General features: G+C 63.3%; 20 protein-coding genes. 16 read left to right on the top strand and 4 right to left on the bottom strand.

Annotation, left to right across the window (positions count from 1 at the left end):
- Both HV796_RS04655 and gspF read left to right on the top strand, forming a co-directional pair.
- The coding region (locus HV796_RS04655; protein WP_484555913.1) for an ATPase, T2SS/T4P/T4SS family at positions 1-264 on the top strand (264 nt) is incomplete at its 5' end.
- A gap of 1 nt (position 265) precedes the next feature.
- Positions 266-1,483 carry a type II secretion system inner membrane protein GspF gene (gspF, locus tag HV796_RS04650; protein WP_175225269.1) on the top strand — a complete coding sequence of 406 codons (1,218 nt, stop codon included), beginning with the start codon at positions 266-268 and terminating at the stop codon, positions 1,481-1,483.
- 20 nt (positions 1,484-1,503) lie between these two features.
- Here the strand turns inward: gspF and HV796_RS04645 are convergent, their stop codons facing one another.
- Positions 1,504-1,941, bottom strand: a complete 438-nt coding sequence (locus tag HV796_RS04645) for a general secretion pathway protein GspC (RefSeq protein ID WP_246355686.1) — start codon at positions 1,939-1,941, stop codon at positions 1,504-1,506.
- A 141-nt stretch (positions 1,942-2,082) separates the two neighbouring features.
- On the opposite strand from HV796_RS04645, the gene gspG reads away from it, so the two are divergent.
- The 7 genes from gspG to HV796_RS04610 all read left to right on the top strand — a co-directional run bounded on the left by gspG (position 2,083) and on the right by HV796_RS04610 (position 7,677).
- Complete coding sequence (gene gspG / locus HV796_RS04640) at positions 2,083-2,562, top strand: type II secretion system major pseudopilin GspG (RefSeq protein ID WP_377693024.1); 480 nt, start codon at positions 2,083-2,085, stop codon at positions 2,560-2,562.
- The gene (locus tag HV796_RS04635; RefSeq protein WP_175225268.1) at positions 2,537-3,067 is read left to right on the top strand and encodes a GspH/FimT family pseudopilin; all 531 of its coding nucleotides are present in this window, start codon (positions 2,537-2,539) and stop codon (positions 3,065-3,067) included. Before gspG ends, HV796_RS04635 begins: the two co-directional genes overlap by 26 nt.
- Positions 3,068-3,119: 52 nt before the next feature.
- On the top strand, positions 3,120-4,670 hold the full coding sequence (gspL, locus tag HV796_RS04630) for a type II secretion system protein GspL (protein ID WP_175225267.1): 1,551 nt from the start codon (positions 3,120-3,122) through the stop codon (positions 4,668-4,670).
- Positions 4,634-5,146, top strand: coding sequence for a type II secretion system protein GspM (gene gspM / locus HV796_RS04625; protein ID WP_175225266.1), 513 nt, complete (start codon positions 4,634-4,636; stop codon positions 5,144-5,146). The genes gspL and gspM overlap by 37 nt, the downstream gene beginning before the upstream one ends.
- 325 nt (positions 5,147-5,471) lie before the next feature.
- Positions 5,472-6,101, top strand: coding sequence for an STN domain-containing protein (locus tag HV796_RS04620; RefSeq protein WP_343052853.1), 630 nt, complete (start codon positions 5,472-5,474; stop codon positions 6,099-6,101).
- Between the two features lie 5 nt (positions 6,102-6,106).
- Complete coding sequence (locus HV796_RS04615; RefSeq protein ID WP_175225264.1) at positions 6,107-6,658, top strand: RNA polymerase sigma factor; 552 nt, start codon at positions 6,107-6,109, stop codon at positions 6,656-6,658.
- Between the two features lie 11 nt (positions 6,659-6,669).
- A complete protein-coding gene (locus tag HV796_RS04610; protein WP_175225263.1) occupies positions 6,670-7,677 on the top strand; it encodes a FecR family protein in 1,008 nt (335 codons plus the stop codon).
- 233 nt (positions 7,678-7,910) lie between these two features.
- Here HV796_RS04610 and HV796_RS04605 read toward each other — a convergent pair whose 3' ends face one another.
- Positions 7,911-8,789, bottom strand: a complete 879-nt coding sequence (locus tag HV796_RS04605; protein WP_246355685.1) for a hypothetical protein — start codon at positions 8,787-8,789, stop codon at positions 7,911-7,913.
- Positions 8,790-9,015: 226 nt separating this feature from the next.
- Between HV796_RS04605 and HV796_RS04600 the strand changes: the two genes are divergently transcribed.
- Complete coding sequence (locus HV796_RS04600) at positions 9,016-10,638, top strand: type II toxin-antitoxin system Phd/YefM family antitoxin (protein WP_175225262.1); 1,623 nt, start codon at positions 9,016-9,018, stop codon at positions 10,636-10,638.
- 10 nt (positions 10,639-10,648) lie between these two features.
- Here the strand turns inward: HV796_RS04600 and gspK are convergent, their stop codons facing one another.
- The gene (gene gspK / locus HV796_RS04595; protein WP_175225261.1) at positions 10,649-11,647 is read right to left on the bottom strand and encodes a type II secretion system minor pseudopilin GspK; all 999 of its coding nucleotides are present in this window, start codon (positions 11,645-11,647) and stop codon (positions 10,649-10,651) included.
- Positions 11,648-11,888: 241 nt separating this feature from the next.
- Between gspK and HV796_RS04590 the strand changes: the two genes are divergently transcribed.
- Positions 11,889-12,641, top strand: a complete 753-nt coding sequence (locus HV796_RS04590) for a hypothetical protein (protein ID WP_175225260.1) — start codon at positions 11,889-11,891, stop codon at positions 12,639-12,641.
- Between the two features lie 10 nt (positions 12,642-12,651).
- Here the strand turns inward: HV796_RS04590 and HV796_RS04585 are convergent, their stop codons facing one another.
- Positions 12,652-13,839, bottom strand: a complete 1,188-nt coding sequence (locus HV796_RS04585) for an L-dopachrome tautomerase-related protein (protein WP_175225259.1) — start codon at positions 13,837-13,839, stop codon at positions 12,652-12,654.
- 435 nt (positions 13,840-14,274) lie between these two features.
- Here HV796_RS04585 and HV796_RS04580 point away from each other — a divergent pair, with 435 nt between their 5' ends.
- From HV796_RS04580 to HV796_RS04560, 5 genes are all read left to right on the top strand, one after another.
- A complete protein-coding gene (locus tag HV796_RS04580) occupies positions 14,275-14,595 on the top strand; it encodes a hypothetical protein (protein WP_175225258.1) in 321 nt (106 codons plus the stop codon).
- Positions 14,596-14,950: 355 nt separating this feature from the next.
- On the top strand, positions 14,951-15,943 hold the full coding sequence (locus tag HV796_RS04575; protein ID WP_175225257.1) for a Gfo/Idh/MocA family protein: 993 nt from the start codon (positions 14,951-14,953) through the stop codon (positions 15,941-15,943).
- Between the two features lie 63 nt (positions 15,944-16,006).
- Entirely contained in the window at positions 16,007-16,888 is an 882-nt protein-coding gene (locus HV796_RS04570; RefSeq protein WP_175225256.1) for a c-type cytochrome, read from the top strand.
- 335 nt (positions 16,889-17,223) lie between these two features.
- Positions 17,224-18,465, top strand: coding sequence for an MFS transporter (locus HV796_RS04565; RefSeq protein WP_175225255.1), 1,242 nt, complete (start codon positions 17,224-17,226; stop codon positions 18,463-18,465).
- Positions 18,458-20,113 (top strand): thiamine pyrophosphate-binding protein, encoded by a 1,656-nt coding sequence (locus HV796_RS04560; protein ID WP_175225254.1) that lies wholly within the window; start codon positions 18,458-18,460, stop codon positions 20,111-20,113. Before HV796_RS04565 ends, HV796_RS04560 begins: the two co-directional genes overlap by 8 nt.
- The last annotated feature ends 20 nt before the right edge of the window (positions 20,114-20,133 follow it).

Genomic DNA, 20,133 nt, shown 5'->3' with positions numbered 1-20,133 from the left:
GAAGAAGAAGGCCACAAGCAGTGGCACCCGGTCGGCTGCGAGAAGTGCGGGCATTCGGGTTATGCGGGACGACGCGGCGTCTACGAACTGCTACTGGTTGACGACGCAATCACATCCTTGATTCACCGCAACGCGTCCGACGCGGAAATCCTCGCGACCGGCCGCGCATCGGGCATGCGCACGCTACGTGAGGATGCGAACCGTTGGCTTGCAACAGGTTTCACTTCCCTTGAAGAAGTGCTGCGGGTGACAGGCGGAGAATGACATGTCGGCATTCCGTTATGAAGCGATCAATGCTGCGGGCAAAACGCTAAAGGGCGTACTCGATGCGGACAGCGCGCGAGCGGGGCGCAGTCAGCTGCGTGCGCAAGGGTTGACGCCGCTGATCGTTGAATTGGCCGCACAGCGCTCGCAGGGCGAGCGCGGCCAGCGCCTGTCGCTGGGCCGCAAGCTGTCGCAGCGTGAACAGGCGATTCTCACGCGCCAGCTCGCGAGCCTGCTGATCGCGGGCCTGCCGCTCAGTGAAACGCTGACGGTGCTCAGCGAACAGGGTGAGCGCGATTACGTGCGCGAACTGATGGCGGCGATCCGATCGGAAGTGGTCGGCGGCCATTCGCTGGCGAACGCGCTGTCGCAGCATCCGAAGGATTTCCCTGACATTTATCGCGCACTGGTCACGGCCGGCGAGCATACCGGCAAGCTCGGCATCGTGCTGTCGCGCCTCGCTGACTATATCGAACAAAGCAATGCGCTAAAGCAGAAGATTCTGCTCGCGTTCACGTACCCAACCGTGGTGACGTTGATCGCATTTGGCATCGTCACGTTTCTGCTGAGCTATGTGGTGCCGCAAGTGGCGAACGTGTTCACCAGCACGAAGCAGGAGCTGCCGTTTCTGACGGTGGCGATGCTCGCGCTTTCCGATTTCGTGCGCCATTGGTGGTGGGCTGCGCTGATCGCGGTGGCGCTGATAGTGTGGATTGTGCGCGGCATTCTCGCGCAAGCGGGGCCGCGGCTCGCGTTTGATCGATGGGCGTTGACCGCGCCGCTATTCGGCAAACTCGTGCGCGGCTATAACACCGTGCGCTTTGCGAGCACGCTCGGCATTCTGACCGCGGCTGGCGTGCCGATTCTGCGCGCCTTGCAGGCGGCCGGCGAAACGCTCAGCAATCGCGCGATGCGCACCAATATCGACGACGCCATCGTGCGCGTGCGTGAAGGCACGTCGCTATCGCGCGCGCTCGGCAATACGAAGACATTTCCGCCGGTGCTCGTGCACCTGATCCGTTCAGGCGAAGCAACCGGCGACGTGACGACGATGCTCGACCGCGCATCCGAAGGCGAATCGCGCGAACTCGAGCGCCGCACGATGTTCCTGACGAGCCTGCTCGAACCGCTGCTGATTCTCGCGATGGGCGGCGTGGTGCTGGTGATCGTGCTGGCGGTGATGATGCCGATCATCGAACTCAACAACATGGTGCAGTGATGCGCGCTTCAACCCACGCTTCACCGCACGAACGCACTCGGATTCTCGACAGCCGGCAATGCGATCTCGCGCCGCAAGCTGCCGCGCTTCACGACGATCGAGCGCGCGCGCACTTCAGCGAGCGTCGTCGAATCGTTGATCTTGCCGTTCACGCGGATCACTCGCGCCGGCTCGCCGCCGATGCTGACGATCGCCGCGCCGTGATTCGCATCGAACGACAGTACGCCGAGCAGTTGAACCGTATCGCGCGGCCCCTGGTCGGGCTGCGAGCCGAACAGCGTGCCCCCGGCGGTCGTATCGAGTGCGGCGGGCGGCGCGGGTTGCGCCGGTGCGGCAGGTGCCGCTGCGGTGAAAACATGCGCCCACCACGCGAGCACCGCAACGAACAGCGCGATGGCCGCAACGGTGCCGAGCGTGGGCAAGGACATAAACCGATGCATGACGTTGATGCGAAGCATGACGTGAATTCCCGCTGTGTGAACCGTGTGAACGGCATGGGTGGATGGTCCGAGTGAAGCGCCCCATGCCACGCTTTTGTCTCTGTGTGCAAGACGGACTTACCGCGTAACCGTATTTTTGGGCGAGAGGGTGAACTTGTGATGACTGGTTCGACTATACGTGACGTATCACGCGTGCGTGCGCAGGTTCGCGCGTCGCGCGCACGCGCGCAGCGCGGCTTTACGCTGATCGAAATCATGGTCGTGATCGCGATTCTCGGCATTCTTGCCGCGCTGATCGTGCCGAAGATCATGAGCCGTCCGGATGAGGCACGCCGCGTCGCCGCCAAACAGGATATCGGCACGATGATGCAGGCGCTCAATCTGTACCGGCTCGATAACGGCCGCTATCCGACTAGCGAGCAGGGCTTGCGCGCACTGATCGAAAAGCCGACGACAGAACCGGTGCCGAATAACTGGAAATCCGGCGGTTATCTCGAACGCTTGCCGAACGACCCGTGGGGGAATCAGTACCAGTTTCTGAACCCCGGCGTGCACGGCGAAATCGACGTGTTCAGCTACGGCGCGGACGGCAAGGCAGGCGGGGAGGCTAACGATGCCGATATCGGCTCATGGCAGTAGCGATATGCGTGGCGTTGCGCGGCGCGTAGGGCCACGCATCACGCTGCGCGGGTCCAGCGGCTTTACGCTGCTGGAGATGCTCGTCGTGCTGATGATCGCGGGACTGCTGATCGCGGTCGTCGCGCTTGCGCCGTCGCGCAATCGCCGCACCGATCTCAACGAAGAAGCGCAGCGTCTTGCGACGCTGCTCGAATCCGCGGATGACGAAGCGCAGGTGCGTTCGACGTCGATCGCATGGGAGCCGATGGACGGCGGTTATCGCTTCTTTCAGCGCACGGAGAACGGCAAGTGGCTGCCATTGACCGACGACGTGCTTGGTCCGCACCGCTGGGGCACCGATGTGACCGGTGTGTCGATTCGCTATACCGGCGGCGCGGGCATTCAACGCGTCGTGTTCGGCGAGGAGAGCATCGAGGTGCCGGTGACGATCACGTTGTATTCCGGTGCGGTGAGCTTGCTGGTGGTGGGCACGGGCATCGGCAACTTCGCGGTGCGTAGGCCATGAATATCGGATATCGCCGTGTGCGGCGCGAGTTTCAGTGGGAGGAGGCTTCGCCATGTCGAGCCTGATCGTGCTGTTGCCGTCCGCCGATGCGCAAACAGCGGGTGCCCATGACGTTGACGCGATGCCTTTGCATTTCGCGTTGATCCATCGCGGCGGCGAAACTCTGCGTGTCGGGCAAGCGCCGCTCGCTGAACTGCCTCATGCGCTTGCGACGGTGCTCATCGTTGCCGCGCGCGACACGCTATTGCTAAAGGTTACGCTGCCTCCGGTCACGGGTCCGCGCTTGAAGCGCGTGTTGCCGAATGTGGTCGAAGAACATCTGATTCAGGATGCGCAGCGCAGTCATATTGCGGTCGGTCCCGATGCCGGAGAGCCAGGCGAGCGATGCGCGGCGATTGTCGACCGTGAGTGGTTTGCGGGCGTGATCGAACGATTCGTCGCGGCGGGGCATCGCAAGCTGCGCGCGGTGCCGTTGATTCATTGCATTCCGAAGCTGGAAGCCGCGCGCGCGCCGCGGCCCGCTAACGAGGTCCAGCGGCACGAGGAAGCGACGGCCGCAGTGGGCGACACCCCGTTCGAAACTGAAGAAGACGACGCAACCGGGACGTCGCCGCCGGAAACCGCCGAAGCGAACACTGACTTAATCGCAAGCGCACTGATTGTGCGGTATGACATCCGGCCGCGCGAACGCACTGGCGTCCAAAGCACGCAGACCGGGACAACCGACCCGACCGACACGATGACGGGCCCCGACGAAGAACGCGTGGAAATCGCCGTCCGGCAAGACACGCTCGGCTTCGGCATGACGATCCGCGCACCGCAACTGGACGCAACGATTGCGGAACTCGCGAAACGTCAGCCATTAGCGGTCTATTCGCTCGCGTTCGAGGCATCTGGCGAGCACACGAACGGCAGCACCGCAAACGCAAGCTCGAACTCAAACGCAAGCCAGGCCGCATCGCACAACAACCCGCCCGCCGCTCGCGCTACGCACGTTCAACAGGCATCAACGTCCACCGCGTTCCCACTCGTTGCGTTGACGCTGCCGTGGTCCGCTTTAGCCCGCGACGCGCTCGCCTGCCGCTTCGACCTCTGCCAGTTCGATTTCGCCAACGCGGGCCGCTCGCGCGCCGGCGCCGGTGGTCTCAAACCATGGCGCGTGGCAATCGGCCTGGTCGTGGCATCGGTGATCGTGTCGATCGGCGCAATGAATGTGCAATGGTTCCAGTTGCGCCACCGCCGCGACGCACTCAACGCGCAAATGACGGAGCTCGTCAAAACCGCGTTCCCCGACGCGACCGTGATTCTCGACCCGCACGCGCAAATGGCCGCAGGCCTCGCGCGCCTGCGCAGCGCGGCCGGCGAACTGCGCGCCGACGACTTCGCGGTGCTTGCGACCGGTCTGTCGAAAGCACTAAGCACCATCCCATCCAGCGCGATCGCCGGCCTCGACTACAGCGGCAATGCACTCGACGTCACCTTCAAACCCGGCACGACGATCGACAGCGACGGGCTGACCCGGCGTCTCGCCGCGCAGGGCCTCTCCGCACAGGAGGACAACGGCAAATGGTCAATCAGATCCGCGCAGCGCTCATCCCACTGAAAAGCTGGTTCGACGCGCGCCCACCGCGCGAGCGGAAGCTATTGCTCGCAGGCGGCGCAGTCGCCGCTGCCGCGCTCGTCTATAACGCGCTGTGGGAGCCGGCGTTTGAAGGCCGCGCACAGATTGCCGCGAGCCTGCCGCAACTCGAAGCGCAACTCGCGGATATCCGCATGCAAGTCGACGAAGCGCGCCATCTGAAAGCGGCGGCCGCGCAGCGAGCGCCCACTGGCGCCGCATTGCGCGACGCGCTTGACGCTTCGCTTGCGCAAACCGGCATCGCGAACGCGCAATTGACCGTGCTCGGCAAAGGCGTGCAGATCGATGCGAAAGCGGTGCCGTTCGCGACATGGATGACCTGGCTCGACCAGGTGCGCAAAGAAGACCACGTGCGCGCGATCAACCTGCGCGCCAGCGCCGAAGACAAGCCCGGGCTCGTGACGATTTCGGCCACGCTACAGCCCACTCTGGAGCACTAACACCGTGCGGCCGACCCGGAAATCGGCCAGCGCCGATGCTTCGTCCCACTATGCGAGCCAAGTCAAAACGCCTCGTTCCTTGACTTCTGATTGTCATATTCAGTACATACGATACGTCGTCCAGCTTCTTTGTCGACACTTTTGTCGAGATTGTCGCGACGGCATCGCACACCGTCCCCTCATTTCCGGCTTTTCATTCATGACCGACTCCCGGGCGCCGACCAGTGTCGTCACACTGGTCGTATGTCTGATGCTGTGCGCGCTCACCATGCGAGGTGCGCGAGCACAGGACGCAGCGCCCGCCGGGAGTCAGTCCGCAAGAACCATGCAATTCGATCTTCCGGCTCAGCCGCTCGCGTTGACGCTTCAGGCCTTCGGCAGCATGACCGAGATGGTTCTGCTCGCGCCCGCGCCGCTGCTCGAAGGAAGAACCAGCACGGCCGTGAGCGGCGACTACACGCCGCACGATGCGCTGATTCAATTGCTGGAAGGCACCGGCCTGCAAGCCGACTTCGCCGGTCCCGAAGAAGCGATGATCGTCGCGCAGACCGCGCCTGCCGCGCCTAACACCGCCACGGCCGGGCTCGTGCAGACGCAACCGGTGCCGACCGCTTTGCCGGTCGACGGCCTTGCCGATGACAACGAGCAGCGCGCCTATGCCGCGATGATTCAGGAGCGCATGACCGAGGCGCTATGCGCGCAGGACGTGACGCGCCCCGGCAATTACCGGCTGGTTGCCCAGATGCGCATCGACGACCATGGCGCGGTGACGGACACGGATCTGATCGCGACCAGCGGTTCGCCGCGGCGCGACGCGGCGATCGAACAGGCGCTGCGCTCATTGAAGCTCGATTCGGCGCCGCCGCCCGGCTTGCCCGAACCGGTGACGATTCTGCTGCGGCCGTCCGGCAATGGCGTGCATATCAATTGCCCGCCGCTCGGAAAGCGAGGTTAGAGGCCATGTCCGACACCAGTCGCGCGCAGGCACTCAGGAAGCTGCTCGTCTCGCGTTATGCGTATCTGGCCAAACGGCTCGAACGCGTGACCGGGTCGAAGGACGGTGCGGCCGACGCTTTGCACGAAACCTGGCTGCGTCTCGAAAGCGCGAATATTGCCACGCCGGTCGCGAATGGGGATGCGTATCTGCTCGGCATGGCCAATAATGTCGTGATCGACCAGCATCGGCGCGAGCGGCGCCACGAGCACGACGAAGATGCCGAGCTTTTGCTCGACGTGCCCGATGAACTTGCGGACCCGGAACGGATCGTAGCAGCACGCCGTAAAGTCGAATCGCTGAAAGATATTATGCGTGGCCTGACGCCCCGGCGCCGCGCGATTCTGATTGCCGCGCGCGTCGAAGGGCTATTGAACCGTGAAATTGCCGAACAGTTCGGCATTTCGCTGCGGCTTGTCGAAAGCGAATTGAGTGCGGCAATGAAGTACTGCCTCAAGCGCATGCAGGAAACCGGCGATCCGTACGCCGGTTCGACCGCCGGGCCGAGAAAATTTTGAGCACGCTACAGATGAACAAAGCCGACGCCGATACCGCGACCGACGTCCACGCACAAGCCAGTGCGTGGCTCGTCCGTCTGCGCTCCGGCGACGCGAGCGCGGACGAAACACAGGCGTTCGAACAGTGGTGCGAAGCCAATCCGCAGACCGCGCAACTGCTGCGTGATACATGGACGTCGTTGCGCGGCGCGGCTGCCGAGCTGGCCGAAGAAGAGCGCGCGAACGGGACTGCGTGGCGCGGCGAGCCCAAGCGTCGCGCAACCGCGCATCCGTTGCGCCCGGGGCGGCGCGCGTTCGTCGGTTTTGCGCTGGCTGCCGGTGCGTCGTGGCTCGCGCTGAAGCCGCCGATGCAGCTGTGGCCCGCGCTCGGCGACTTCGCCGCCGACTGGCGCACCGGCACCGGCGAGCGGCGCCGGGTCGTGTTGTCGGACCGCGTCGCAATCGAAATGAATACGCAGACGCGGATGGACAAGCTGGCTTTGCAGGACACGATGCATAGCGTCGAGCTCGTGGCCGGCGAAGCGGAGATTGTCGCCGCGCAGCCGCCGGCCGGGTATATCGGTCCGATGCGGGCGGTGTCAGTGATGGCCGGCAAGGGCCGCCTGCAGGCGCAGGTCGCGCGCTTCGATATCAAGCGGACCGACGATCAGGTTTGCGTGACGTGCATATCCGGCACGGTCGCCTTTGAGCATCCGCGCCGTAAGTTGACGTTGCAACCGTCGCAGCAGATCGTCTATGACGATCGCGACGTGCACCCGGTGACCGACGTCGATCCGGGCGTCGTCACGTCGTGGCGTCGCGGTGTGCTGGTGTTTAACGGAGTGCCGCTGTCGCAGGTGGTCGACGAGATTAACCGTTATCGGCCCGGCAAGATTATTCTGCGCAACGCGTCGTTGGGCGATAACCGGATTCAGGCGCAATTCCCGATCGCCAAGCTCGACGACGTGGTCGGCATGCTCGGCAAGCTGTATGGCGCGCATATCACGCAGTTGCCGGGCAATATCGTGCTGCTGAGCTAAAGCGCTTTCGCTTTTGACGATGCGGATTCGCGCATCGGCGAAGCTTGGTTATTCACGAAGCCGCGCTATTCAATTCGCAACGCGCGCCATGCGTGGTGCTTATCCGCACGGCTTCTCCTTGTCCCTTCCCTCGCGCGCAAACCGGCATCGTCACGGCATCCGCTGAAAAGTTTGCGGGTTAGGCCGCCCTCGTTTCGACCTTGTCTATGTAAGCCCGCTTTACGCGTTCACGATCACCGATGGGGTTCACGATTGCTGCCCGTAGCCGGCGGCAACGATTGCGCGTCTCCGCTTGCTGCATGCGGTGCGGCAACGCCGGGCGCGGTATCCCATGCAGCATCGAGCGGATCGTCAACGCTCTCGTAGGGCTTGAGAAGAAAAGGGAAACGTTCGGTCAGCGCGCCGCTTTTACGCAACGCGACGATCTGGTCGATCATCCAATGCAATAGATCGCTGCCGTCATGAATCTGAGAGAGAGACCAGGCAGGCATGGGGGAGAACAGCTCGCAGAAGCCGCTCCAGCGCGAAGCGCGACCGTTCGCCGATGGGCGCAGATAGGTCTTGAGATGGAAGTCGCCGTTATCGATCACGTCGCCGACGAACAGGCCGTTCGTGGTCGGCACCGCGGCCTGCTTCCAATGCTCGACCTTCGCCAGCGCACGCAGGGTGCGTGCGAACACGAACGCGGTGCTGGTTTCCCCTTCGATGCCGTCAAGAGACAGCACGCCGTTGCGCTGCATGCAGCGCGCGACCGCGTGCGGTTTGATCGCAGTAGACGAGAAGCTGGTGAGCACGAGGCCGGGAACGGTGACTTGCAGCTGGAATTCGCGCAACCCGTGTTCGGCGCTCATCGTCGCGAAGCTGACGAACAGGCCCTCGGCGCTGCCGACCGTGCCGACGTAGGGCTCGAGGCCGAGACGCGCGATCTTCGGCGCGACCTGATGCGACAGCATCCGCATCAGTGCGCGACGGTTCGGTGCGCCGGTGAAGTCGTCGAGGCTTTTCATCACGATGTCGGTCAGCTTGCCGCGGCGTTCGTCGGCAAACAGGCGAGGCGAGCGGTTGAGTTCGAATTTCGCGCGGCCATGTGCCACGCGCGGGTCGACAAACATGCAGGTTCCTCCAGGACGGTCCGCTCAGGTCGGATGCTGAGTCGCTGAAAACGAATCGTCAATGGTGGTCATTCAGGATTGGGCCGGCGCTGCCGGTTTGGGAACCACGCGAAACCGGGCGGCAACTTGAACAGGCAGTGTCAGTTTATTCGCATGCTTCACCAGATAGAGACGGGGCGATAACGTGATGCGCGCAGTGATACAACGCTTTGTTGAGCATAGCCCGATGACGTTGATGGCGCGCCTGATGCTGCAATGCGCGCTGGACGCACAATGGGTCGGCGATCTGTTCGAGCAGGAAGACGTGCGCGGTGCCGTGCAGTTGCGCGAGTCGCTGTTCAGCACGACGGTCGAAGTGATGTCGACGCTGTCGGCGCGCTTGCGGCGGCCGGCTAGCGAGGCCGCACGCGTGCCGCACGAATGGCCCGCGTCGATTACCGTGTTGCACGACCGGATCAGCCGCACGCGTTCCGGCTGGGGCCGTGCGCTGGTGCGCGATAGCGCGCAGCGTTTGTGTGCGCTCGCTCAGGCGCCGCAGCGCTCGCTGCCGGCGACCGTGCAGGGTTATCGGCTGCGCGTGCTGCATGGCAGCCATTTGCCGGCGGGCGTGAAGTGCGCGCCGGGCCCGGACGGCTGCGCGCCGGTGGTGACACCGCTCAACGCGCTGCGTGGCGCTGCGCTCGCGGCGCAATCGTTGATTGTGTACGACCCCGATCTCGCGATGATTGTCGATCTCGTGCCGTGCGAGCGCGACGACGCGCATGAGCGCGCGCTGACCGGCTCGCTGCTCGATTCGGTTCAACCAGGCGAGTTATGGATTGTCGACCGGCGTTTTAGCACGCGTGCGATTCTGAATGGCTGGCCGCGCCGCGGCAGCGCGTTTATCGTGCAGGAGCACGGTTGCACGCCGGAGCATCGCGAACTGGACAGTCCTGTCGAACACGGGCGCATCGAAAGCGGCGTGGTGTATGAACAGTCGGTGAGCATTGCCGATGAATTGGGCACGCCGATCGTGTTCAGGCGCATCGAAGTGCGCCTCGATCGCAGCAGTGAAGGCGGCGAGCGCCTGATCCGCATTCTGACGAACGTGCCCGCCACGCAACTGGATGCGCAAGAGGTCGCGCGTCTGTCGTGCCGCCACTGGAGCGCGACCTTGCCGGTGCCGCTCGAACCGGTTTTTAATGGCGAGATGCTGTCGGCGGGGCCGCCGCGCGCCGCATTGCTGACCTTTGGGGTGGCCGCGTTTGCCTATAACGTGTTGAGTACCATCGTGCGTGTCGTCAGCGCGCAGCAGGAATTGAGCGAGCGCGAATTCGAGCGCTTGCCGTCGCATGTCGCGGCTGGCGTCAGTGCGACTTATGCGGGCATGATGGTCGCGCTGCCGGATGACCAGTGGCAGCGCTATGAACGGATGGCGCCGAAACAGCTCGGGGAACTCGTCGATGCGATCGCCGCGCACGTCGACACGCGCAGCACGCGCAAACAGCAACGCGAAGCGAAAGTATCGCCGGTGACCGCGCAGATGATGTGCGCCGCGACCATCGACCTGCTATTGGGCTGCGAACGAAAAATCGATCTCGATACCGAGCCGCTTGCCGAACAACGGGCCGTTGCGATGGCGACGCGCGACTTCAGCAGCAACCCGTCGAAGGCGCTGCGCGATGCGGTTGAAGCGCCGGTGATGGTGACGAAATACGGGCAGGCGATCGCGTTTCTGATTTCCGTCGAAGAATGGAACCGGATGAAGGCGGAAATTCGCGAAAGCAGTCTCGACCGGCTTGCGATGGGTTACGCGGGCGTGGCTCGCGAGGTGCTCGAGCCACCGCCGCTAAAGACCTCGGTGAATTGAGTTTTTTGAATTACGTCGTCACGCGGTGGACCCAGATGACCGAGGTCCAGGAGTAATCGCCGATGCCGTAGCGCGCGATCAGCGTATCGATGCGCGTGTTGATTCGCTTTGAGTGAATCCGGCAGTGCACGATGAAGTAACCGCTATTCACGTCTATCTGTGCGCCATCGGCGAGCGTCGCGGTCGCTTGTTGCGGAGGCGACAGCAGCATCGCCACTTCGGCGGTGCTGACGAAGTAAGCGGTATTGCGGCGCTGGACGATCGTATGCGCCTGACCCGCGGAAATGCCGGGAATCGCCGCGACAATCGTCTGTTCGGGTGCCGTGTTCACGTTGACGGCGGTGAGGTCGGGCAGCACGGTGACGAACGGCGTCAGCGCATGAACCGCTGCTGCGTCATAGCCCGGAATGCGTCGCAAGTCCGCTGCCGATACCAGTTGCAGCGGCCAGTCGCTGGTGCCGCTGCCGTCGCGCAGCGAACGCAGCATGTAGTCGGCGGTGGCTTGCGCGAGCGCCGGATCGAGCGACAGTTCACCAAGCAGTCTGCGATACGCGGCGATGCCATTGCCGTCGATGCGCCACGGCTGCGCGGGCGCCGGCCGCGAAACGAGATTCGCGAGATTGAACTTCGCTTGCGCGTCCTCCACCTGGCCGGAGATCCACGCATTGGCCAGCTCGCCATTGACCTCGATCGCATCGCGCGGCAGCAGGTTCGACAGCTGTATGTCGCTGACGGGGGCCGACCACTCCTGGCCGTCGAACGTGACGTTCGATGTCGAGCTCTGCGCACGCAATGTCGCGCGCGCCCATTCGACGGCGGCACGCTCGACCCACATCGTCTCCGCCGCGAGCCGCTGGTTCTCGACGTCGCGGGTCGCGACGCGTTGGCGCCATAGCACGCTGGCGGCGAGCGTTGCCGCGAGCGCGACCACCAGCAGCACGGTGACGATGGCGATACCCCGTTCCCGCTTGCGCGGTTGTGTGTCGATGATCTTGGTCAAGGGATGCATTACCGGCTCCGTTGCATCAGATGCTTGATGATATAGGTTGCCGCTTTGCTTTAGCGTGACAAATGCCACTGACAAAATGCTACGGAACATTTCGCAAAAAACTGACACCTTTAATCGATATGATCTTTTGGACAGAAAAGCCGAAAGCATTTATCTGTCGACAATTATTCTGGATAACTAGGTATTCCAATTACATTAGTTCGCCATTGAGAAACCGTTCTTTTTCGTCAACGCGATGACCGTGGATAATGAGCTTCATCCGCTCGATGAACGCTATATCGAAGCCTATGGTATTCGGGAGGGCAACGGTAGCGACGACCCTGGTACTGGCACAGTACGCTGCCCGCTTTGTGGGGGCGAACTGCTGCCGACGCATCATCAGCGGCGCGGCCATCGTTATTTCAAGCATCGGCACGAAGAGCAGACCGCGCGCTGTCCGCTGACCACGCCGAATTATCAGCTCGATCGTTTTGAAATCAGCCTGCATACGCCCGACCTGAATGCGGTGCGTATGAACCGTGCGCAGTTTCTGTTCAACTGGAAGCGGCACTTTCGCATTGCGCGGCATATGGCGCCGGCGCTCACGCTCGAACGCTTTATCGCTGTCGTCAAGTATGCGGACGTGATGAACCTGTGGGGCTTCCCGCTGCTCGATCAGCGCGATTTGCCGTATGTGCTGCTCGTGCTCGCAGGGTTTATCGCCGAGCATCGCAAGGGCGACGTCACGATGTGGACGCGTTTCTGGTTCGACGGGCGTGTCCGTTCAGCAAGCGATTTATGGCGTAGTGGTGGCGTGCGCGATCCGCAGTTGTATCGCGTGGTCTATCGCGATGTCGTGCGCACGCCGTTTCCGACGGGCGCGGAAATCGTGCGTTGGGAAAGTGTCGAGCGCGTCGACCGTGTCGCCGACCTCGCGTCGCGGGGCGTAGGCCGTGCGGATATGCGCTTGTTCGAGAAGTTTCTCGAAAACGATACGGCGATCGAAGAAGAATGAACGCCGCCGTTCAAGGCTTCAGTTGCAGCGGCTGCGCGTTGATCTTGATGCGAAACAGCGTGTACGGCTTTTTGCGCAGATCGCGGCCGTGATTGAACTGCGCCTGGCGGTTCAACTGATTCGCGGTGAAATACAGATAGCCGTCCGTGCCGATCGATAACGCATCCGGCCACAGAATGCGTGGGTCGTGCGCGATCGTTACCCATGTGCCGTCGGGCAGCATCTTGCGGATGCTGTTGCGCTCATAGTCGCCCGCATAGACCGCGCCGTTCGCATCGGAGGTGATGCCATCCGACGCGCCTTTTTCGCCGAGGTCGCGCACGCTCGCTTCCACTTCGCCGTCTTCAGCGTTGCGGTCGCGCAGAAACTTCGTCGAGACCGAATACAGATGACGGCTCGACAAAGGCGAGAAATAGAGGATGTCGCCATCCGGCGACAGCGCGAGGCCGTCTGCCGCGAGCCGCACCGGTTGCGGCCTGCCGTCAGGGCCGTCCTCCATCATCTCGATGCCTTCGACGACCGGAATGAACGACGGGTCGCCCTGCGTCGCGGGATGCGCTTCGAGTGTGCGCCATGCGTCGCCGCTCGCGAGATCGACCACGATAATCCCGCCCGGACCCGATGGCGATGAATCGGACAGATAGGCCACGCCTTCCTTGCCGTAGCGGAAATCGAACCGCGCGTCGTCGATATACGACATCGGCAGCAGCACGTTCGGCTTGAAGACGATGGTCTTCACCACCTTGTTGGTGGTCAGATCGACGGCGACGAGCTTGGCACCGCCTTGCACCGGTGGCGCGAACTTCGGCGCACCGGTATCGAGAATCCACAGCCGGTTGCGATAGTCGGCGACGATGTTCTGCACGCTCAGCAGGCTCGTTGCCGGATGCGTCGGGTCGGGCCGATTGATCTGCTCATTCGGATACGGCACCACGTGGCCGTCGACAATCTCGCCGACGCTATACGGCACGTCGTCGCCCCAGCGCGGATAGTTGACGAAGAGCCGCCCGTTCGGTGCTTTCGCGACGCCAGACGGCATCGCGCCGTAGAACTCGTGGACCGCTTCGATGTGCCCGATCGAACGCTCTTCCGGCAGGGGCGATGCATCGTCGTACGTGGTCTGCCCGTACGCGAGGCCGGGCCACGCCGCGAGCAGCGCCGCCGCCGTGGCCGCGGCCGCATACCGGTCGAACTTCATGCTGCACTCCTTGATGCGGATTCGTCCGGGTTGGTGTTCTTCATATTCATGCGCGGTCGAACGGTGGCGCGTGGGCGGACGTTCAGCTTCCGATTGAAGCAGTTCGAAGCCCGGCGTGATGTCGCAGATGCATGCCGCGACGTGCACCGCGATGGCCGGTGAAACTGAACATCGGCGCACGGCGATGCGGGCTAACATCGATTGTTTGCTGAATGGTTGGGTGTGTATGCCACGCGCCAACACTGCGTTACGAACTGTTGTTGAACGCAAAACGCTTTGCGGTCGCCAACGCGTCCCGCGTATTTCGCCACGTCGCCGCTCACGCCCGCCACGTAACGCGCCGCTTCAAATTGACTCGACTTCGCCCGTTTATTGCAAATACCTGGCTGTGGGGGCGTTGCCTGTCAGTCAATTGCATTGCAGTGGAGTCGGGACATGTTGATCGATCACGTCAGTCCGGTTTTGCGGCAGAAGGGCAAGACTTGTATTCAGCGTTTGCTTGGTTGGGGTGCGGCCGGTGCAGTGGTGCTCGCGGTTGCGGGCGGTGCGGCGCTTTGGCATGAAGTGCACGCGGCGCGCATTGAGGCATCGTCCGCGTTGTTGCTGCGCGACCAGGTGTGGGGCGGTCGTGTCGATACCGGCGACCACCCGGTCGGCATCTACGCGGTCGTCGACGCGCTGACCGGCAGTGAGGACGCGATCGTCACGGCGGTTCGCGGCTGCGATAACGGTAACGGTGCGGACAGCCTGCGGTGACCGGCCGCGTGAGAACGGTGGTGCGCGGAATGTCGTGGAGCGTCGAATAATTACACATTGCCTCGCGCTATACGAATGCCACTCCGGGCTGTGCATTCGCATTCGTCGGAATAAATATCAGCATCAAGTGTTTAAAATAAAGCCGGAACGATAAGAGAAGACGCTTGATGCCTGGCTTGATGCCTGCGATGCGCAAGTCTTGTGCATCGGTCGTGGTCCGTGCGTCGGTGCACGCGCATCCTTAGCGATGTTCCTGAAGAAGCGGTCGTTCGCGCCACATCGGCGTGCGTTTGCGCGCGCGGGTGCTGGCGCGCAATTTCGTGTGTGTGGATCAATGCGATGCGGGGAGGTGTGGATGACGGTTCGCGCGGCAATCGTAGGCTTGGGTAGATGGGGGCGACGGCTGACGTTGTCGATTCAGGGAAGCAGCAAGATTCAATTTGTCGCCGGTGTCACACGGCGCGTCGGGCGAGCGCAGGAATTTGCCGATCAGGTTGGCATTCCGCTCACGAATCAGCTCAACGATGTGATCACGAATCCCTCGATCGATGCGGTCGTGCTCGCCACACCGCATAGCGTGCACGCCAGCCAGGTGCTCAAGGCCGTGGCTGCCCGCAAGCACGTGCTTTGCGAAAAGCCGTTCACGCTCGATTGCGCGTCGGCCGCGCGTTGCATTGAAGCCGCGCAAGCGGCGGGCGTGGTGCTGGCGGTCGGCATGAACCGCCGCTTTCTGCCGGCGGTGCGCGACCTGGTATCGCGTGCGCATTCGGGTGACCTCGGCACGCTGCTGCACGTCGAGGCGAACTATTCGGCGAATGCGATCGGCTTCTACAGCGAAGGATCGTGGCGGCTCGATCCGGTGGAAGTGCCCTGCGGCGGCCTCGCGGGCCTTGGCATCCATATGGTCGACTCGATGATCGAACTGCTCGGGCCGGTGCGGAGCGTGGTCGCCGTGTCATCAAGGCGAATGCTGCGCGAGATCGACGACGTTACCGCGGTGTTGTTCGAGTTCGCTAGCGGCGCTAGCGCTTCGCTGACGACATCGCTCGCGACGCCGATGTGCTGGCGCTTGCATGCGTTCGGTTCCGCCGCGCATGCCGAGCTGCGCGGTATCGCACGCCTCGAAGTGACGCGGCGCAACGACTCGCCCGCGCAGGTGTTCGACTATGCGCCGGTCGATATCGAGCGCAAGGAACTCGAAGCCTTTGCCGACGCGGTGAAAGGTGAGGCGCCGTTTCCGGTGTCATTGGCGGATGCTTACCATGGTGTGGCCGTGTTCGAAGCGATCGTCAGGTCGGCGTCGAGCGGTGAGCGCGTCGAACTTGATCCGGTGCTCGCGGCCAGCTAAGTTACTGCTGCGAGCGTGCTTGTCCCGCTGCTGCGCAGCCCCACTGTGAACGCGTCGAATACCATGAAGAACATAGTGAAGATTGCCGTACTCGCGTTGTGCTGCGGTGGCTTCGGCATGGGCATCGGCACGTCGGCCTATGCGGAAGTGTCGGCGCTGCTCGTCAGGAACGGCGACGGCGAACACAGTTTCACCGCGGCTGACTTGCTGGCCAGAGCCGATAACCGGAGCGTGACGCTGACCGGCACGGTGATCGGAGATGTGTATCACCACCACGTCGAGTATCGCGCAGTGCCGCTGCTGGCCTTGCTCGGCAATCGCCCGGACGCACAGTTTGATACCGTCGAACTGCAAGCAAGCGATGGCTTTGTCAGCGAGATCCCGCTCGCGCTGGTCGAACGAGGCGCAAAAAATGGTGCGGTCGCATGGTTGGCCGTCGAAGACCCGGCGCACCCGTGGCCCGCGCTGCCGAAAGAGACCGCATCGGCCGGGCCGTTCTATCTGATCTGGCAATTCCCGGAGCGCTCCGGCGTGAGCCGCGAGCAATGGCCGTATAAGGTCACACGTATTTCGCTGGTCGAAAGCCCGGATCATCGCTGGCCGCAACTGGCGGTGCCGGCGAAGTTCGTTGGCGATGCGGGGGTCAAGCGCGGCCACGATGTGTTCGTCGTGCAATGCATCGCGTGTCACAAGATGAACGGCGGCGGCGCGGGCAATGTCGGCCCCGATCTCGGCCAGCCGATGAACGTCACGCAGTATTTCAAGGATGCCGGGCTGCGCGCGTTGATCCGCGATCCGCACAAGGTGCGCACATGGCCCGAACAGCGGATGGTCGGGTTCCAACCGTCCGTGATATCGGATGCCGATGTCGACGCGTTACTTAAGTATCTGCACGCGATGGCGAGTGCCGGCGCGGCAAAGCAGCCTTCTTCGAGCGCGCAGTGAGCAGTAAGCGGTGGGTAGTAAGCAGTCAGCAGTGACTGCGCATCCGGGCCATTGTCGTTGAATGGATCGGATCGGCCTTAGGCGAATCTGCCGTCTCTTCCCTTCTTCTTATCGTCCACGCCACGCGGCGGCGGGTGCCGGCCAGGCCCGCCCGCGTCCTTTCCATGCCTGTTGCACGGAATTCATAGCTGCTATGCACGCGGCGCCGTGAGCAGGAATGCGAATCGCGTTCATACTTTCGAGCACCTTAACGCGCCCGCAGCAGTCGACTGCGAACGCACAGCGTTCGGGACCAGGCACAACAATAAGCAACCAGTTTGCGACGGAGATACTTGATGCAGCCGTGGTACAGCACGATGGCGCCCGCCCAGCGCCGCACTTTCTGGGCTTGCTTTCTCGGCTGGGTGCTCGACGCGATGGACGTCCAGCTGTTCGCCTTTGTGATCCCCACGCTGCTTGCCACGTGGGGGATGTCGAAGGCGCAGGCAGGGGTGATCGGCACCTCGGCGCTCGTCGCATCGGCAGTCGGCGGCGTGATCGCCGGCTTGCTGGCTGACCGGATCGGCCGCGTACGCGTGTTGAAGCTCGCGATTCTATGGTTCTCGCTGTTCACCGGTCTTTCCGCATTCACGAACAGCTTTCATCAACTGCTGTTGACGCGCAGCCTGCAAGGCATCGGCTTCGGCGGTGAATGGGCGGCCGGCGCAATCCTGATCGGCGAAGTGGTCGACAAGCGCATTCGCGGCCGCGCGGTCGGTTCGGTGCAGAGCGGCTGGCCGGTCGGCTATGCGCTCGCCGCGCTCGCGTATTGGGTGCTGTATAGCCTGCTGCCCGAGCATCTGGCGTGGCGCGCGCTGTTTCTGCTCGGTCTCGCGCCTGGTTTGCTCGTGCTGTGGATGCGCCGGAACATCAAAGAATCGGCAGCGTTCGAAGCGGCCGCGCACTACCGCGAAAAGAGCAACTCACTGAAGACGTTCAGCCTGATCTTTTCGCAAGGGATGATCACGCGCACCGTGCTCGCGTCGCTGATGGCAGCGGGCGCACTCGGCGGCAACTATACGATCCTCACGTGGCTCGTCACCTATCTGCGCGAGACGCAAAGCCTCACGGTGAACCTGACGACGATGTACCTCGCGGTGAATATTTTCGGCTCGTTCTGCGGCTATATCGGCATGGCGTATCTGAGCGACGGCATCGGGCGGCGCGCGACGTTCGCGTTGTCCGCCGCGGGCGCGACGCTGACCGTGCTGGCATACACGCGTCTGCATCTGCCGATGTCCGCGCTGCTCGTGCTCGGCTTTCCGCTTGGGCTGTTCCAGTCGGGCATCGTGTCCGGCATGGGCGCGTGCTTCACCGAACTCTTTCCCACTCATATCCGCGCGACGGCCGGCGGCTTTTCGTACAACTTCGGCCGCGGTATCGGCTCGCTGGTGCCGGCCGCGGTCGGCATGACGAGCCTGTCGCTCGGACTGGCGCCGTCGATCGGCGTATGGGCCGCCGCGTCGTACGTGGTCGTGTTTATCGTCGCGATCTTCCTTCCGGAAACCCGTAACCAGGAGCTTGAAGTTCATGTCTGACACAGCAGTCTCGCGCAACGGCGGCAAGATTCTCGTCGATACGCTCGTTCGCAACGGTGTGGATACCGTCTATTGCGTGCCCGGCGAGAGCTATCTCGCGGTGCTCGACGCGCTGCATGACGCGCAGGGTGTGCGCACGATCGTCACGCGTCACGAGGGCGCCGCGTCGAATATGGCCGACGCGTACGGCAAGCTGACCGGCCGCCCCGGCATCTGCTTCGTCACGCGCGGACCGGGCGCGACGCATGCGAGCAACGGCGTGCATACCGCGCGCGAAGATTCGACACCGATGATCCTGTTCGTCGGCCAGGTCGAGAGCGGCTTTATCGGGCGCGGCGGGTTCCAGGAAGTCGACTACCGGCAGATGTTCGGCGGACTCGCGAAATGGGTCACCGAGATCGACAGCATCGAGCGGATTCCGGAGATTGTGTCGAAGGCGTTCAGCGTTGCGCTATCCGGACGGCCGGGTCCGGTGGTGGTCGCGTTGCCGGAGGATGTGCTGTTCGGGTCCGCCGCAGTCCACGATGCGCCGGCTGTGCGCGTGACGCAGGCGGCGCCGGCAGCCGACACGATGCACGAATTGCGCGCGTTGCTGGCGGCTGCGCAGCGGCCGCTCGTCGTGGTCGGCGGCACGGGGTGGGATGCGGACGCGAGTGCGGCATTCAAGCGCTTCGTTGTCGCGAACAACTTGCCGGTGGCCGCGTCGTTCCGCCGTCAGGATCTGTTCGACAATCGCGATCGGCATTACGTCGGTCAGCTTGGGCTCGGGGTGTCGCCGAAGCTCGCGGAGCGTGCGCGCGCAGCGGATCTGCTGCTCGTGGTCGGCTCGCGGCTCGCGGAAACGACGTCGTCGGGCTACACCATTGTGCAAAGTCCGGCGCCGACGCAGACGTTGATTCATATTCATCCGGACCCGCAGGAATTGGGGCGCACGTATCAGGCGCGTTTGCCGATCAATGCCGGTATGCGTGAGTTTGCGCATGCGCTCGATAAGGTCGAACCGGTTGTCGCGCCGTGGCGTGTGTGGACCGAAGCGGCGCGTGCCGACTATGTCGCGCATTCGACGCCGCAGCCGGGCGCCGACATCAAGGGCGTCGATCTGGCGCAGGTGGTCGCGCATCTGGACAACGTGCTGCCCGACGATGCGGTGATTGCGAATGGCGCGGGCAACTACACGGTGTGGGTGCATCGCTTCTATCGCTATCGTCAGCCGGCCACCGAGCTTGCGCCGACCAACGGCGCGATGGGCTACGGGTTCCCGGCGGCGATTGCGGCGAAGCTTCGGGACCCAACACGCGCGGTGGTCGCGTTTGCCGGCGACGGCTGCTTCATGATGTACCCGCAGGAACTCGCGACTGCCGTGCAGTTTGGCGCGTCGTTGATCGTGCTCGTCGTGAACAACGGCATGCTGGGCACGATCCGGATGCATCAGGAGCGCGAGTATCCGGGGCGCGTGTCGGCCACCGATCTGACCAATCCGGATTTCGTTGCATTTGCAAAGGCTTTCGGTGCGCATGCGGAGCGTGTCGAACGGACCGAGGATTTTCCGGCTGCGTTCCAACGCGCCCAGCGCGCAGGTGTGGCCGCGTTGATCGAACTGCGTACGGACCCGCGGCAGATCACGCCAGTCAACCGTTTGAACGGCTAAGGCTAAAGCTCAACCCGCGG

Origin of the sequence: Paraburkholderia humisilvae (assembly GCF_902859855.1) — a bacterium.
Taxonomy (GTDB): Bacteria; Pseudomonadota; Gammaproteobacteria; order Burkholderiales; family Burkholderiaceae; genus Paraburkholderia; species Paraburkholderia humisilvae.
The sequence above is the reverse complement of the archived record's forward strand: the minus strand, read 5'-3'. Positions and strand labels throughout refer to the sequence as shown.

Coding starts and splice junctions, on each gene's coding strand:
- gspF (WP_175225269.1), top strand. CDS start 266: ATGTCGGCATTCCGTTATGAAGCGATCAATGCTGCGGGCAAAACGCTA.
- HV796_RS04645 (WP_246355686.1), bottom strand. CDS start 1,941: ATGCTTCGCATCAACGTCATGCATCGGTTTATGTCCTTGCCCACGCTC.
- gspG (WP_377693024.1), top strand. CDS start 2,083: ATGACTGGTTCGACTATACGTGACGTATCACGCGTGCGTGCGCAGGTT.
- HV796_RS04635 (WP_175225268.1), top strand. CDS start 2,537: ATGCCGATATCGGCTCATGGCAGTAGCGATATGCGTGGCGTTGCGCGG.
- gspL (WP_175225267.1), top strand. CDS start 3,120: ATGTCGAGCCTGATCGTGCTGTTGCCGTCCGCCGATGCGCAAACAGCG.
- gspM (WP_175225266.1), top strand. CDS start 4,634: ATGGTCAATCAGATCCGCGCAGCGCTCATCCCACTGAAAAGCTGGTTC.
- HV796_RS04620 (WP_343052853.1), top strand. CDS start 5,472: ATGCAATTCGATCTTCCGGCTCAGCCGCTCGCGTTGACGCTTCAGGCC.
- HV796_RS04615 (WP_175225264.1), top strand. CDS start 6,107: ATGTCCGACACCAGTCGCGCGCAGGCACTCAGGAAGCTGCTCGTCTCG.
- HV796_RS04610 (WP_175225263.1), top strand. CDS start 6,670: ATGAACAAAGCCGACGCCGATACCGCGACCGACGTCCACGCACAAGCC.
- HV796_RS04605 (WP_246355685.1), bottom strand. CDS start 8,789: ATGTTTGTCGACCCGCGCGTGGCACATGGCCGCGCGAAATTCGAACTC.
- HV796_RS04600 (WP_175225262.1), top strand. CDS start 9,016: ATGACGTTGATGGCGCGCCTGATGCTGCAATGCGCGCTGGACGCACAA.
- gspK (WP_175225261.1), bottom strand. CDS start 11,647: ATGCATCCCTTGACCAAGATCATCGACACACAACCGCGCAAGCGGGAA.
- HV796_RS04585 (WP_175225259.1), bottom strand. CDS start 13,839: ATGAAGTTCGACCGGTATGCGGCCGCGGCCACGGCGGCGGCGCTGCTC.
- HV796_RS04580 (WP_175225258.1), top strand. CDS start 14,275: ATGTTGATCGATCACGTCAGTCCGGTTTTGCGGCAGAAGGGCAAGACT.
- HV796_RS04575 (WP_175225257.1), top strand. CDS start 14,951: ATGACGGTTCGCGCGGCAATCGTAGGCTTGGGTAGATGGGGGCGACGG.
- HV796_RS04570 (WP_175225256.1), top strand. CDS start 16,007: ATGAAGAACATAGTGAAGATTGCCGTACTCGCGTTGTGCTGCGGTGGC.
- HV796_RS04565 (WP_175225255.1), top strand. CDS start 17,224: ATGCAGCCGTGGTACAGCACGATGGCGCCCGCCCAGCGCCGCACTTTC.
- HV796_RS04560 (WP_175225254.1), top strand. CDS start 18,458: ATGTCTGACACAGCAGTCTCGCGCAACGGCGGCAAGATTCTCGTCGAT.